At 59.2% G+C, this 14,375-nt stretch carries 12 protein-coding genes; 3 read left to right on the forward strand and 9 right to left on the reverse strand.

The window, feature by feature from the left end; translation table 11 throughout:
• The first annotated feature begins 65 nt into the window (after positions 1 to 65).
• Positions 66 to 716, forward strand: a complete 651-nt coding sequence (locus tag AB4N44_RS17785) for a hypothetical protein (protein ID WP_127925325.1) — start codon at positions 66 to 68, stop codon at positions 714 to 716.
• A 119-nt stretch (positions 717 to 835) separates the two neighbouring features.
• Here AB4N44_RS17785 and AB4N44_RS17790 read toward each other — a convergent pair whose 3' ends face one another.
• From AB4N44_RS17790 to AB4N44_RS17800, 3 genes are all read right to left on the reverse strand, one after another.
• A complete protein-coding gene (locus tag AB4N44_RS17790) occupies positions 836 to 2,362 on the reverse strand; it encodes a SulP family inorganic anion transporter (RefSeq protein ID WP_122604742.1) in 1,527 nt (508 codons plus the stop codon).
• Positions 2,363 to 2,452: 90 nt separating this feature from the next.
• The gene (locus tag AB4N44_RS17795; RefSeq protein ID WP_007911720.1) at positions 2,453 to 3,181 is read right to left on the reverse strand and encodes a carbonic anhydrase; all 729 of its coding nucleotides are present in this window, start codon (positions 3,179 to 3,181) and stop codon (positions 2,453 to 2,455) included.
• Positions 3,182 to 3,419: 238 nt separating this feature from the next.
• Positions 3,420 to 4,478 carry a PA0069 family radical SAM protein gene (locus AB4N44_RS17800; protein WP_316917389.1) on the reverse strand — a complete coding sequence of 353 codons (1,059 nt, stop codon included), beginning with the start codon at positions 4,476 to 4,478 and terminating at the stop codon, positions 3,420 to 3,422.
• A 226-nt stretch (positions 4,479 to 4,704) separates the two neighbouring features.
• On the opposite strand from AB4N44_RS17800, the gene AB4N44_RS17805 reads away from it, so the two are divergent.
• Entirely contained in the window at positions 4,705 to 5,007 is a 303-nt protein-coding gene (locus AB4N44_RS17805; RefSeq protein WP_460108223.1) for a hypothetical protein, read from the forward strand.
• A 69-nt stretch (positions 5,008 to 5,076) separates the two neighbouring features.
• Here the strand turns inward: AB4N44_RS17805 and AB4N44_RS17810 are convergent, their stop codons facing one another.
• The 3 genes from AB4N44_RS17810 to AB4N44_RS17820 are packed head-to-tail and all read right to left on the reverse strand — an operon-like array spanning position 5,077 to position 8,924.
• Positions 5,077 to 6,378, reverse strand: coding sequence for a c-type cytochrome (locus AB4N44_RS17810; RefSeq protein WP_460108220.1), 1,302 nt, complete (start codon positions 6,376 to 6,378; stop codon positions 5,077 to 5,079).
• 12 nt (positions 6,379 to 6,390) lie between these two features.
• Positions 6,391 to 8,175 (reverse strand): GMC family oxidoreductase, encoded by a 1,785-nt coding sequence (locus tag AB4N44_RS17815; protein WP_460108218.1) that lies wholly within the window; start codon positions 8,173 to 8,175, stop codon positions 6,391 to 6,393.
• 2 nt (positions 8,176 to 8,177) lie between these two features.
• Positions 8,178 to 8,924 (reverse strand): gluconate 2-dehydrogenase subunit 3 family protein, encoded by a 747-nt coding sequence (locus AB4N44_RS17820; RefSeq protein ID WP_460108216.1) that lies wholly within the window; start codon positions 8,922 to 8,924, stop codon positions 8,178 to 8,180.
• A gap of 305 nt (positions 8,925 to 9,229) precedes the next feature.
• On the opposite strand from AB4N44_RS17820, the gene AB4N44_RS17825 reads away from it, so the two are divergent.
• Positions 9,230 to 9,877: a dual specificity protein phosphatase family protein gene (locus tag AB4N44_RS17825; RefSeq protein ID WP_127925331.1), complete on the forward strand. Its 648-nt coding sequence runs from the start codon at positions 9,230 to 9,232 to the stop codon at positions 9,875 to 9,877.
• 4 nt (positions 9,878 to 9,881) lie between these two features.
• Here the strand turns inward: AB4N44_RS17825 and AB4N44_RS17830 are convergent, their stop codons facing one another.
• The 3 genes from AB4N44_RS17830 to prlC form a co-directional block, all read right to left on the reverse strand.
• Positions 9,882 to 11,906 carry a M3 family metallopeptidase gene (locus AB4N44_RS17830; RefSeq protein WP_460108213.1) on the reverse strand — a complete coding sequence of 675 codons (2,025 nt, stop codon included), beginning with the start codon at positions 11,904 to 11,906 and terminating at the stop codon, positions 9,882 to 9,884.
• A 113-nt stretch (positions 11,907 to 12,019) separates the two neighbouring features.
• The gene (locus AB4N44_RS17835; RefSeq protein ID WP_127925333.1) at positions 12,020 to 12,313 is read right to left on the reverse strand and encodes a YheV family putative zinc ribbon protein; all 294 of its coding nucleotides are present in this window, start codon (positions 12,311 to 12,313) and stop codon (positions 12,020 to 12,022) included.
• Positions 12,310 to 14,361 carry an oligopeptidase A gene (prlC, locus tag AB4N44_RS17840; protein WP_460108210.1) on the reverse strand — a complete coding sequence of 684 codons (2,052 nt, stop codon included), beginning with the start codon at positions 14,359 to 14,361 and terminating at the stop codon, positions 12,310 to 12,312. The genes AB4N44_RS17835 and prlC overlap by 4 nt, the downstream gene beginning before the upstream one ends.
• Positions 14,362 to 14,375 lie beyond the last annotated feature (14 nt).

The raw sequence follows: 14,375 nt of genomic DNA on the forward strand, positions 1-14,375 counted from the left end.
GCATTTTTCGTAAGCCAGCTAAGTTATGTCTTCCCTATTTCATTGCCTTGTTTCCTGGAGTTTTCATGAACACCGCCGCATTGCGCGAGCAGATCCAAAAAGCCCAACAACACGAAAAAGACACCGGCCTGCTGACCCGTCAGCTGGAAAGCAAGCTGCCTCATTTACACCCGGCGATCCAATTGCCGGAAGCCGACGCCAATGGTGTGCTGACGCGTTTTGTCGCCGCCTACATTGATGAAGTGCCAGACCTGCTGGATGCAGCCAATGAAGTTGCCAGGGAAGCGGGAATCGAATCGCAGATCAAACCGGTGCTGAAAATCGCCGAGCAGTATTTCCTCCAGCCGCCAGCCATCATGGCCGGGCACGTTGGCCTGGACAGCCTGCTTGATGAAGCCTATCTGGCGCACCGTTTTGTCGAAGAGGTCAACGACCTGTACATCAAGCATTTCGGCCAGCCACTGATCCCCCTGGACATGACGGTCGCCAACTTGATTGCTCACCAATTGATCGGTGAGGAATTTGCCAACCAACTGGACGAAGCGGTGCATCACGCGATCGACGAGATGCTCAACGACGAAAGTTTTGCGCTGGAGTCGGTAGAGGTTTACCGCGACAAACTCAGCAGCCCGGACACCGGCGCCGCGTGGAAACGCTGGCCGTGCATGGGCCGCCGACTGGGTGTGGGCCTGGAACTGGACCAGCCTGCTGCCTGAGTTACACACAATCGAATGTAGGAGCTGCCGCAGGCTGCGATCTTTTGATCTTTTACAATCAAAATCAAAAGATCGCAGCCTGCGGCAGCTCCTACAGGGGTTGAGTTCAACCAGCAAATTTAGCCGGCCGCGCCGATTCCGGTATTGGTCCGCACCCTGCCTTCAAGCCTGCGCTTCAACCCCCGCGACTCAATCAACAGCTTCGACCCCTTCGCCGCATTCGCCCGGCCCCACTCCTCCAGCAACTCCAGACACGAATGGTCGATGTAGCTCAGATTATTGAGCGGCACATGCACCGTCGTCCCCTGCGGAATACTGCCCAGCACTTGCGTCAGCGCCGGCACCTTGAGGAATGTCGCCGCACCGACCAGACGCAATTCCATCTCACCATCCTGTGGCAGATCGATCAGGCTGATCTTCAACCGCGACGCCTTGAACGCCAGTTTCAACATCGTCAAACCGAAACCGATCAACACACCGGTCAGCAGGTCAGTGAAGATGATCGCCAGTGCCGTCGCCGCGTAGGTGAACATCGGCATCCGCCCATAACGGCCCAGACCTCGAAACGCCTTGAGATCGACCAGTTTGAAACCGGTGTACACCAGCACCCCCGCCAGGCTCGCCACCGGAATGCTTTGCAGCACACTCGACAGCAACAGCACGAACGCCAAAAGCCACAGGCCATGGAAGATCGTCGAGTAACGCGTGGTCGCGCCGGCCTGGACGTTGGCCGAACTGCGCACGATGACCCCGGTCATCGGCAGCGCGCCGAGCAAACCGCAGAGCATGTTGCCGACACCTTGCGCCGACAGTTCCCGGTCGAAATCCGAACGCACGCCGCTGTGCATGCGATCCACCGCTGCGGCGGACAACAACGTTTCCGCGCTGGCGATAAATGCCACGGCAAACGCAGCGATCAACAGCGTCGGATCGGCCAGACTGAGCAGATCTGCCGGCTTCAACCAATCAATGGCTTCCGCCAGATTCGCTGGCACTTCAACGCGCTTCACCTGCAGGGCCAGCAACAGACTTGCCCCGGTCGCCAGACCCACACCGAGCAATGCCCCGGGAACGAAGCGCAGCGAATGCGGGCGAAATTTCTCCCAGAGCCACATCACCGCGATGGTCGACAGCCCGAGCAACCCGGCCTGCCAGCCAAACGACGGCAAGGCCTGCGCCACCGCCGCGGGGAACGCCGTAAGGTTATCCAGCCCCGAGGGCTTCGGTGATGCATCGAGCATCACATGCACCTGCGACAGCACGATCAACACGCCAATCCCCGCCAGCATCCCATAGACCACCGCTGGCGCTGTGACCCGAAACCAGCAACCGAGCTTCAAGCGCCCGGCCACCAGTTGCAGAAAACCGGCAAGCAAAAGAATCGGCCCGAGCATCTCGATGCCGTGCTGGCGCACCAGTTCAAACACCAACACCGCCAGACCCGCCGCCGGCCCACTGACCTGTAACGGCGAACCTGCCAGCCAACCGACCACCAGACCACCGATGATCCCGGTGATCAGCCCTTTGGCCGGCGGCAACCCTGACGCGATCGCAATACCCATGCACAGCGGCAGGGCGACCAGAAACACAACCACTGAAGCGAGCAGCTCCCGTGGCAACACCGCTTTCAATTGAGCCGCACGCATGGCGATTCTCCCGAAGTTTTCTTCAGGCATGGCAAGGCCGGGTCGCTGAATCAGCGACCGGCGTCAAACCACACAGATGTTTAGGAGGATTTAGAAGCGCGCTTTGGGCGTCGCCACCGGAATCGGATGGCTGCCGTCGAGCGGCAGGAAACGTCCCTGATCCGCGTCGTAAGCTTTGATTTCGCTGGTTTCGATATCGTAGACCCAGCCATGGATGAACAAATGACCGTTCGCCATGCGCGAGGCTACCGAAGGATGGGTACGCAAGTGCTGCAATTGGGCGATGACGTTTTCCTCGGTGAGGATCGGCATGCTTTCTTTTTCGTCGGCGCAGTTACAGTTCTCATGCACCATGGTTTTCGCGACTTCAGCGTGGCGCAGCCAGGCTTTGACTGTCGGCATTTTTTCCAGGCTGTCCGGATTGAGCACTGCACGCATGGCGCCGCAATCGGAGTGGCCGCAGATGATGATGTGCTGTACGCCGAGCGCCAGTACCGCGTATTCGATTGCGGTGGAAACGCCGCCGTTCATCTGCCCGTAAGGCGGCACGACGTTGCCGACGTTACGGGTTACGAACAGATCGCCGGGCGAGCTGTGGGTGATCAGCTCGGGGACGATGCGCGAGTCGGCGCAAGTGATGAACATCGCTTTTGGCGCCTGGGCCGTGGCGAGTTTCTTGAAGAGTTCTTCCTGCTGTGGGAAGACCTCATGATGAAAATGCAAAAAGCCGTCTACGATCTGTCGCAGCGCTGCATCGGCGGATTCCGCTTCAGGGGTTTGCGCCGACGCAGCCAACGGCTGTTTATCCTTGTCACTCATGATTCATCCTCTTTGGCGGATTAGGGGAGTCATTCCCATGTATTCCGGTATGAAGCCAGTGGCTGTTTAAAACATCCGGGTCATCCCGACCCGTCAGTCACTCGATGAACAAGGTAGCCGCCGAAACTTAACTCAAACTGAATCAAACGCTCTAGAACGTGTGTTCCAGGTCACAAAAAACGTGACTGGGTGATTTCGGCGGAAGGATTCCAACCCCTCAACCATAGGTCAATTGTCGCTAAATCAACGACATCTGGCGACCCGGCGGACAGAAGGCCGTGCAATCGAGGTTATAGCCCTCGCGGTGATTCAGGCCCAGACGTTTGATTGCCTTGGCGAAACGTTGCGCGAGCAGGTCGGCGAACACCCCTTCACCGCGCATACGCGCACCGAAACGACTGTCGTAGAGCTCACCGCCGCGGCTTTGGCGGATCAGGCTCAGCACATGCGCGGCCCGTTGCGGATAGTGCGCCGCCAGCCATTCTTCGAACAGCGGCGCCACCTCCAGCGGCAGACGCAGCATCATGTAGGCAGCGCTTTGCGCGCCGGCGGCGTGGGCCTCGCTGAGCAGGCTTTCGATTTCGCTGTCGTTGATCATCGGAATCATCGGTGAACACAGCACGCCGACCGGAATGCCGGCCTCGCGCATCACCCGAATGGCGCGCAACCGCGCTTTGGGTGCGGCGGCGCGCGGTTCGAGGATGCGTTTGAGTTCGTCGTCCAGCGTGGTCAGGCTGATCATCACCGCCACCAGCCGTTGCTGCGCCAGTTCGGTGAGCAGGTCGAGGTCGCGCAGAATCAGCGAGCCCTTGGTGACGATGGTCACCGGGTGCTTATAGCGCAGCAGCACTTCGAGGGTCTGGCGGGTGATTTTGTGTTCACGCTCGATTGGCTGATACGGGTCGGTGTTGGAACCCAGATTGATTGGCGCGCATTGATAGCCTTTTTTCCCGAGCTGTTCTTCCAGCACTTGGGCGGCGTTGGTCTTGGCGATCAGCTTGGTTTCGAAATCCAGCCCCGGCGACATGTCCCAATAGGCGTGGCTGGGCCGTGCGTAGCAATAGATGCAGCCGTGTTCGCAGCCTCGGTAGGGGTTGATCGAGCGGTCGAAGGGCAGATCCGGAGAGGTGTTGCGGGTGATGATGGTTTTTGCGGTTTCGATCATCACCTCGGTGCCCTGGGTCAGCGGCACTTCCTGATACCAGCCGTCATCCTCGGCGACCGAACGGTTCGGCGCAAAACGGTTGTGCGGGTTGCTGGCGGTGCCGCGGCCACGGGGCGGGAGAGGATTGATCATTGGGGCAGGCTCCGTGTCTGTATATGCATACAGTACCTGAGCCAGGCCGGTACGATCCAGTACCGTTCAGCGTTGGAATAATGGCTGAGTGGCAAAGTTAATATATATGCAAAGGCGAAGTACAACCCGAGATACATATGTTCCGTTGTCGCGACAAGTTATCGAATATAGTCTTTGGCACTTCCAAGGGCGGTTGTCCGGTAATCAGGTTAAAAGGATTTAATTAATGTCTTATCTCAATCAGCGTGGCGTATTCGTGCAAATGATGCTGCCAAATGCTTCGGAACCCAACACCATTGTTTCGATGCAACTGGCGCGCAAGGAGCTGGGCTGGAATGCCGAGCAAGAGCTGTCCACCGAGACGCTGGTCGATTCGATCTACGTGGTGGCGGTGTCCGGCGACCGTGGCAAGACCTTCACTATTCGCACCAACAAGAAAGATGTCGACGGCGATGGTGATATTGATAACGATGACAAGGCGAAGTTGATTGCACTGGCCAAGGCTTATGTAAGTATCGTTAATCCTTAAAAGCGAAGTTTGTTGCGCTATACGTATAGTAAAAACCCTGCATGAATGATTCATGCAGGGTTTCTGCTTTTAATGATGTTCTGTTACTTGGCCAAGATCATCAGTGGATGTTGTTTTCATATCGTCGCTGCGTAGGCCCGCAACCTCCTTGGCGCTGACCGGCGCGCCTTTGTTACCCCAACTGCCACGGATGAAACTCACCACATCCGCCACTTCCTGATCCGACAGGCGCCAGGCGAAACCGGGCATGGTGAAGGTCGAGGGTGCTGTATGCGTCGCCGGCAATGTGCCGCCCTTGAGCACGATGTGGATCAGCGACGTCGGGTCTTCCGATTGCAGTACCGGATTGCCCGCCAGCGCCGGGAACACCCGGGTGTAGCCATGGCCATCGGTGCGATGGCACGCGGCGCAGTTGTCGATGTATACCGAAGCACCGCGCTGACTGTCATCGCCGTTCCACAGGGCTTTCGCCGCTGTCTCGTCGTACTGATGCGGCTGATCGTTCGGATCAGTGGCCGGCAGTGACTTGAGGTAGCGGGCAATCGCTGTCAGGTCGGCATCGGTCATGTATTGCATGCTGTGGGTGACCACATCGCTCATGCCGCCGAACACCGCGCTGCGATCGCTGCGACCGGTCTTGAGGAACTGCACCAGTTGCTCCTCGCTCCAGCCGCCGAGGCCATCCTTGTGATCGCCGCGCAGGCTTTTGGCGATCCAGCCTTCCAGCGGCGCACTGCCGGCGAGGAAGGTTGTACCGTCAGCGGCGCTCAGGGATTTCTCCTGCATGGTCAGCGCACGTGGCGTATGGCAGGCACCGCAATGACCGAGGCCTTCGACCAGATACGCGCCACGATCGATCACCGGGTCGGTACTCGTCGCTTGGTAATCCTCGACCTTCGGCGCAAACATCCAGCGCCAGCCCATCAGCGGCCAGCGCATGCTGAGTGGCCACGGAATATCGCTGGCCTTGTTCTCTTGCGCCACCGGTTCGACGCCGTGCATGAAGTACGCGTACAGCGCTTGCATGTCGGTTTCGCTGACACGCGCGTAGGACGGATACGGCATCGCCGGGTACAACGTACTACCGTTTTTGGCGACGCCATGGCGTACGGCCTGATCGAAGTCTTCGAAGCTGTATTCGCCGACGCCGGTCTTGTCCGGAGTGATGTTGGTCGAGTAAATGGTGCCGATCGGGGTTTCCATCGGCAGGCCACCGGCAAACGGTTTGCCGCCCTTGGCGGTGTGGCACGCCACGCAGTCACCGGCGCGGGCCAGATATTCGCCCTGTTTGATCAGACTTTGATCAACGTCGGCCGCATGAATGGAGGCACTGCCGAGCAGCGCCAGGGTCGCGATAACGAGATTTTTCATGGTCATCGCTCCTTAAGCCTGAACCAGCGGGCCGGGGTTTTTCAGGTATTGCTCGCGGATCGCCTTCGCCGACCAGTAGGTCAGTGCCGCAACCAGGCCGGTCGGGTTGTATCCAAGGCCCTGCGGGAATGCCGAGGCACCCGGCACGAAGACGTTGTGTACGTCCCAGCTCTGCAGATAACGGTTCAGCGCGCTGGTCTTCGGATCGGTGCCCATGATCGCGCCACCGTTAAGGTGCGTGGTCTGGTAGGACGCAGTGTTGAAGTGGTCGCCGACTTTCTTGCCGATCACCGCGATGGCTTTCGGCCCCATCGCTTCAGCGACCTTGCCCATTTTCTCGACCATGAAGCGGTTCATCTTGATGTCGTTTTCCTGCCAGTCGAAGGTCATCCGCAGCAGTGGCAAACCGTAGGCATCGCGGTACACCGGATCGAGATCGAGGTAGTTGCCACGGTAGGACTGATGCGCGCCGTGGGCGTCCATCGATACCTGGTGGGTGTAGTAATCGGCGGTCGCACGTTTCCACGCACTGCCCCACGCCGGTGTACCCGGTGGATTCGACGTGCCGGCAATCGGTCGGCTACCAGCCTGGTTGACCCACATCGGCGAACCGCCGACGAAGCCGTGCGGGCCATGGTCAAAGTTGTCGGCGTTGAAATCGTCCAGCGCCACACCGTTGCCGCCGGCGCCGATGAAGTTGTTGGTGTGGGTGTCCTTGTCGAAGAACGCCTTGATGGTCGCCATGTTCTGGTAGGCGAAGTTACGCCCGACCACGCCTTCGCCGGTGATCGGGTCGTACGGTTTGCCGATGCCTGAAAGCAGCATCAAGCGCACGTTGTGCAACTGGAACGCGCCGAGGATCACCAGATCCGCCGGTTGCTCGATCTCGCGACCCTGAGCGTCGATGTAGGTGACGCCGGTGGCTTTGCTTTTCGTGCTGTCGAGGTTGATCCGCAGCACGTGGGCGTTGGCGCGCAGCTCGAAATTCGGCAGCGGTTTCAGCGCCGGCAGAATGTTCACGTTCGGCGAAGCCTTGGAATACATGTAGCACACGTAACCGCTGCAGAAACCGCAGAAGTTGCACGGTCCCATCTGCGCGCCGTAAGGGTTTGTGTATGGCCCGGAAGTGTTCGCGGAGGGCAGGTTGTAGGGTTTGTAGCCGACTTCTTTCGCCGCTTTGCCGAACAGCTGTGCGGAAACCGTATTCTTCTGCGCTTCCAGCGGGAACGGGTTGGAACGGTCAGGCGCGTAAGGGTTGCCGCCCTTGCCCTGACCGACCAGTTGGCCTTTAACGGTCCAGGCCTGACCCGAAGTGCCGAAGACTTTTTCAGCGAAATCGAAAAACGGCTCCAGCTCTTCATAGCTGACGCCGAAGTCCTGGATGGTCATGTCCTTGGGGATAAAGCTTTTGCCGTAGCGCTCTTCGTAGTGGCTGCGCATGCGCAACTCGATCGGGTCGACCCGGAAGTGCACGCCCGACCAGTGCAGGCCGGCACCGCCGACCCCATTGCCCGGCAGGAACGCGCCCAACTGGCGGTTCGGCAGGGCGATGTCATTGACGCTGTGGCGGATGGTGACAGTTTCTTTGGATATGTCCTGAAAGAGTTTTTTCCGAACGCTGTAGGTGAGTTCGTCGATCACCTGTGGATAGTTGCCGTCGGGGTAAGTGTCCTGCATCGGCCCGCGCTCCAGCGCCAGCACGTTGAGGCCCGCTTCGGTCAATTCCTTGGCCATGATCGCGCCGGTCCAGCCGAAACCGACGATCACTGCGTCAACCTTCTTCATTACCGTTGCCATGCTTACGCCCTCTCGCCGCGAATCGAAACTGCCGGGAAGGGGTATTGCTCGTTGCGTTCCACCCAATCCATGAAATCGGCGCGGGCGCCGGGGAAGCCGATCATGGTCCAGCCGACCATGCCTTTGTTGCCACCGTGGATCGGGTCGCAGAAGAACCCTTCCTTGGTGTTTTGCAGCAGCAGGTTGAAGAAAATCTTTGCCGGAACCGCATCGAATTGCGGCTTGCCCGCTTCAAGTTGCTTGAGCAAATCGTCTCGGGTAGCGCTGTCTTGCTCAGCAAATACTTTACCGTTGAGGGATTTTGCCCACTGATCCGTGGCGGCGATGCCGAGGCGGTAGATCTCTTTGGGCACCAGTTTGCTCTGCCAGCCCATTTCCGGCACGGCGTCGGCATTGAACGGGCCTTGCATGTACCAAAGGGCACCGGCGGCGTACGGCGTGTTCATCTGGCGGTCGATGTATTCCGGTACACCGGCTTCCAGCGCGCCCGGGCCTTGGGCATCGCTGGGGATCAGTTGCGCGACGGCGGCATTGATGAACGCCCATTCTTCGGCGGTGAAGTAGTTCGGCTGATACACGCCGGCTTCAGCGCGAGCGGGTTGCGCGACCGGTGCCGCAGGCGCGGCTTCGGGCGCCGCTTGCAGGACGCTGCTGCCCAGGCTGGTGCCAGCCAGGGTGACCACCGGGATCAAGGTCAGGGATTTGCGCAAAAACTCACGCCGCGGGTTGTCTCGATCTTCATCAGACATGGAGAAGCACCTCATCAGGGCATTAGGGGTGGCCGCTTCTGCGAGCGACTTGAAGATTTCTTGTCGAGACGGGACCGGTCTGACCCGGAGAAAAGGGACACGTCTGCAACATCATGTGACAAATGGTAGCAGGCTAAGGATCCGGATAAACCGATTCAGCGGAAAAAAGTCTGGTTTGTCGCCCCGGCGCGCGATGAAAGCACACGGATTCACGTTTCTTTGACCAGCGGCTCACGGGGCTTTGACTGCTAACCATCGAAGCTGCGATTCCTTTCATCGATGAATCCCGAAACGGTCACCCCAGCATGTCCCAAGTTCGTTTTCTTTCTGTTTTGTGCCTGTCGCTTTTCGCTCTGTTGCCGCTGATGCCAGCCCAGGCTGCTGCCGGCGCCGCCACTGGCCGCCCGGCTGATTGGGCGCAGACGGTCGAAGTGCAATACAACTTGTTCCAGATGTCGCCGACCCTGTACCGCAGCGCTTTGCCTGACGCCGGCGCGGTGCCGCTGCTGAAAAATCTCAAAGTCGCCACGGTGATCAACTTTCTTCCGGAAGCCGATAGCAATTGGCTGTCCGAACCTGGCATCAACCAGGTGCAGTTGCCGTACCGCACCAATCATGTCGACGACGCTGATGTGCTCAAAACCCTGCGTGCGATTCAGGCTGCCGAAGCCAATGGCCCGGTGTTGATGCATTGCAAGCACGGTTCCGACCGCACCGGCCTGATGGCGGCGATGTACCGAGTGGTGATTCAGGGCTGGAGCAAAGAGGATGCCTTGAGCGAAATGACCCAAGGCGGTTTCGGCGACAGTACCCACTTCAAGGACGGTATTCGTTACATGATGCAGGTGGATGTCGACAAATTGCGCACGGCGTTGGCCAATGGCGATTGCAGTACCAGTGCTTTCGCCACCTGCTCGATGAAAAGCTGGTTCAAGTCCGCCCACGTCGAGTGATCGGTCAGTCCGGTTGCGCTGCCAGATCAGCGGCGACCGGCTGGCCCATAAAGATTTCCAGCGCGCTGAACAGCGAAGTCGAATCACCAGAGAAGAACGCTTCACGCAGTTCCCGGCCGGTTTGCGCATTGAAGACCCCATCGCGCTCAAAGCGCTTGAACGCTTCGCTGGCCAGTACGCCTGACCATTTGTAGGCGTAGACCGAGGCTTCGTAACCGGTCACCAGATAATCGAAACTGTTGGCAAGGCGGCAATACGCGGGCAGTTTCAGCTGCGGTATTTGTTGCAGCACCGCTTCGAAGCACTGTTGCGCGTTTCGGCCGTTTTCTTCGCTGCGGTGCAATTCCAGATCGAATAAAGCCTCAAGCAGCAACGTGGCGGTATCGCGGCTGGTGTGCGTCGCGATGGCGGCCAGCGCTGACGTTAGTCGTGTGCGGCTTAGTGGCGCACGGGTTTTGTAGTGTACTGACAGCCACTGAAGCAGCTCCTCTGAAAGACTTAATTGTTCGAACAGTTGCCCGGCGAACTCGCCCGTATCACGCCCCAGTTGCGAGATACCCGACAGGTTGTGATGGGGCGAGCGGGTCAGCACCTGTTGCAGGCAATGCCCGAACTCATGGAAAAGCACGCGCAGGTCTTTATGTGAAAGCAGGCAGGGATGCTCGCTGGTCGCGGACGGGAAGTTGCAGTGGAGGATGGCGATCGGCAGGGCTGGCCGGCCCTCGGCATTGATGCGTCGGTTGCGCACAGTATTGGTCAAGGCAAAGTCAGGGGCGTCCTCGCGATGAAACGGATCAACGTAGATGTACCCCATCACCTGATCGTATTCGCTGACCTCCAACAGGCGCACATCCTCGTGCCAATGGCTGAGGTCTTGCTGCTCTGCCAGTTTGATACCGAACAGGTGTTCATTGAACTGGCAGAACCGGCGCAGCGTTTCATCCAGCGGAAAATACTCGCGAAGTCCTTTCAGTGTGCTCGCCGAGTGTTGCTGGCGTAATTGCTCAGCAAAAAACTCGAAATCCCAGGCCTGCAGTTCTGCGACGCCTTGCGTTGCGGCGAATGCTTGCAGCGCCTGTATGTCCTGCTCCAGTGATGCGCGATTGTGCTCGATCTGCTGCTTTAGAAAATGTTCGACCTGAGCGGGCGAGTTGGCCATGTGATTCGAAAGCCGCAGATGGGCAAAGCTCTCGAAACCCAGCAACCTGGCTTTTTCATGGCGTAACCCGAGTAACTTTTGCAAGACCGGACCGTTGTCGAACCGAAGAGCCTGCGGTCCTTGATCCGAGGCCCGGGTGCAATAAGCGCGGAAATACTCTTCGCGCAAACTCCGGTCTCGCGCATTTTTCATGAAGTATTCGTAAGTGTTGCGATCCAGCGTCAGCAACCAACCGCTTTTTCCCGTTCGACGCGCATTCAGCGCCAGTCGATCCTTGAACGCGGCTGACAAGCCGTCGAGCGTCGCCGCCTGGTCAATCTGCTTGCTCCAGGCGGCATTGCTGCGCTCCAGATTGATCTGGAACAATTGCTCCTGAAACTCGATGTCGAGGTTTATTGCGGTTAACCGCTGTCGCTGATCGGCGGGCAATTCGATGCCCGACCGACGAAAAGCGCGCAGTGTCTTGGCCAGCGACGCTTTGCGAAAGTCATCAAAGCTGTCGGCGATCGGGCTCTGCTGGAGACGTTGATACGTGTGGTAAAGCTCCAGGTTGGCAGCCTTCTGCACCCGATAGCGAGCCGCAGTAATGCTGCACAGGGCGCTTTGCTCTATCCAGTCGATATCCGTGGTTTTGACGGTTGAGAGCACTTCAATGATGCCCATGGTTTCAGCGAGCCGTGCGTCGGCTTCCGCGACGGCCACCACCAGATCATCCCAATTGGGGTGGTCGGTCTGGGTGGCGATCACTTCGGCGATGATCCGCTGATTATCGGCCACGATGGCATTGATGGCGGGTGCCAGGTGCTCGGCCTTTACGTCGGACCAGGCCGGCAGTTGCCAGCGTTGTAGCAGGGGATTGGTAGGGGGCATCGCGTCTTCCTTGACCGCAGGTTGAAAAAAATCAGCCTACGGAGAAAGCGCAAGGGCAAGGCATTAGATAGATACCACCTCGCACCGCTGATTCGGTGCGAGGCAGTCATGGCTCAATTGGGTTGGTCAGGCTTCTTTTTCAGTTTCGGGTTGGGAAAAAACTGCACGGCCTGCACGGTCTTGTCCGGCGCGGGTTTGTTCAGCGCGCTGGTGTTGACCCGCGTGCCCAATTCTTTCGGCACCGAAAGTCCTTGCTCATTGAGCGTGTCGGAGTAACCGCAAGCCACACATTCACGGTGCGGCACGCTGTCCTCGTTCCACATCATCAACTTGTCCGGCTCGCTGCACGCCGGACACACAGCCCCGGCGATAAAGCGTTTCTTGGTAATCACAGGCCCCTCACTCATGCTGCCGCGTCCTCACTCAGGCCGCTGTGGCGCAACAGTGCGTCAATCGACGGCTCACGGCCACGGAAGTCGACGAACAGCACCATCGGTGCCTGCGAACCGCCGCGCGCCAGAATTGCTTCGCGGAAGGCGCGACCGGTGTCAGCGTTGAGCACGCCGTCTTCTTCGAACTTCGAGAAGGCATCGGCCGACAGCACCTCAGCCCACTTGTAGCTGTAGTAACCCGCCGCATAACCGCCGGCGAAGATGTGCGCAAAACTGTTGGGGAAGCGGTTGTAAGCGGGTGGACGCATCACCGACACCTCGTCACGCACGCCTTCGAGCACTTGTGCAACGCTGCGGCCGTCACCGTGGGTGGCGTGCAGCTCGAAGTCGAACAGCGAGAACTCCAGCTGACGGACCATCATCAGGCCGGACTGGAAGTTTTTCGCCGCGAGCATTTTTTCCAGCAGATCCTGCGGCAGCGGCTCGCCGCTTTCGTAGTGACCGGAAATCAGCGCGAGGCCTTCCGGCTCCCAGCACCAGTTTTCCATGAACTGGCTCGGCAACTCGACCGCATCCCATGCCACGCCGTTGATGCCGGAAACACCGGCATGCTCGACACGGGTCAGCAAGTGATGCAGACCATGACCGAATTCGTGGAACAGCGTGGTCACTTCATCGTGGGTCAGCAGCGCAGGCTTGCCGGTGTCGGCCGGGGTGAAGTTGCACACCAGATTGGCCACCGGGCTTTGCAGCACGCCGTCGACGGTACGACGACGGTCGCGCGCGCCGTCCATCCACGCACCGCCTCGCTTGTTGGCGCGGGCATAGAGGTCGAAGAAGAAGCGGCCGACGTGCTGGCCGTTTTCCTTGATCTCGAACAGACGAACATCCGGGTGCCAGGTGTCGAAGCCTTTCTGTTCGGCGATCTCGATGCCGTACAGTCGCTGGACGATGGCGAACAACCCGCCCAGCACTTTATCGATCGGGAAATAGGCACGCAGGGTTTCCTGAGCAACGCTGTAGCGTTGTTCACGCAGTTTTTCACCGTAGAAACCGCTGTCCCAGCTTTGCAGATCGGCGCAGCCCTGTTCGGCGGCGTAGGCGCGCAGCTGTTGCAGATCCTGCTCAGCGAACGGTTTGCTGCGCTTGGCCAGATCGCGCAGGAAGCTCAGCACCTGATCGCTGGACTCGGCCATTTTGGTGGCCAGGCTTAGCTCGGAGAAGCTGGCGAAACCCAAGAGTTTGGCCAGTTCCTGACGCAGGTCGAGGATCTCTTCCATCACCGGGCCGTTGTCGTTCTGGCCGGCGTTCGGGCCTTGATCCGAGGCGCGGGTGCAGTAGGCGGCGTAGACTTCTTCACGCAGCGCACGGTCTTGCGCGTAGGTCATCACCGCGTAGTAACTCGGGAATTCCAGAGTGATCAGCCAGCCTTCGAGGCCTTTGGCTTGCGCCGCTGCTGCCATTTGCGCCTTGGCCGAATCGGTCAGGCCGGCGAGGGCGGCTTCATCGGTGACGTGCTTGGTCCACGCCTGCGTGGCGTCGAGCAGTTGGTTGGAAAAGCGGCTGCCCAGCTCGGACAGTTTGCTCTGCACTTCGGCATAGCGCTTCTGCTCGGCTTCTGGCAGGTCGATACCCGACAGACGGAAGTCACGCAGGGCGTGTTCCAGAATAGTCTTTTGCGCCACGTCGAAGCCGGCGGCTTGCGGGCTGTTGGCCAGCGCTTCATAAGCCTGGAACAGTTCTCGGTTTTGGCCCATCTCGGTGGAGTAGGCGCTCAGGGCTGGCAGGCACGACTCGTAGGCTTCGCGCAGTTCGGCGCTGTTGCACACGGCGTTGAGGTGGCTGACCGGGCTCCAGGCAGCGCCGAGGCGGTCATTGAGTTCGTCCATCGCCAGGACCAGGCCGGCCCAGGTCGGGTTCTGGACTTGGGTCTTGAGAATGTCGGCGATGGCGGCGCGGTTGTCGGCCAGGATCGTTTCGATGGCGGGCAGGACGTGTTCGGCACGGATCGTGGAGAACGGTGGCAGGTCGTAGGACTGCAGCAGAGGGTTGTTCACGCTCACGGTTGGCACCTTGG

The organism is Pseudomonas sp. S3_C06 (assembly GCF_054667675.1).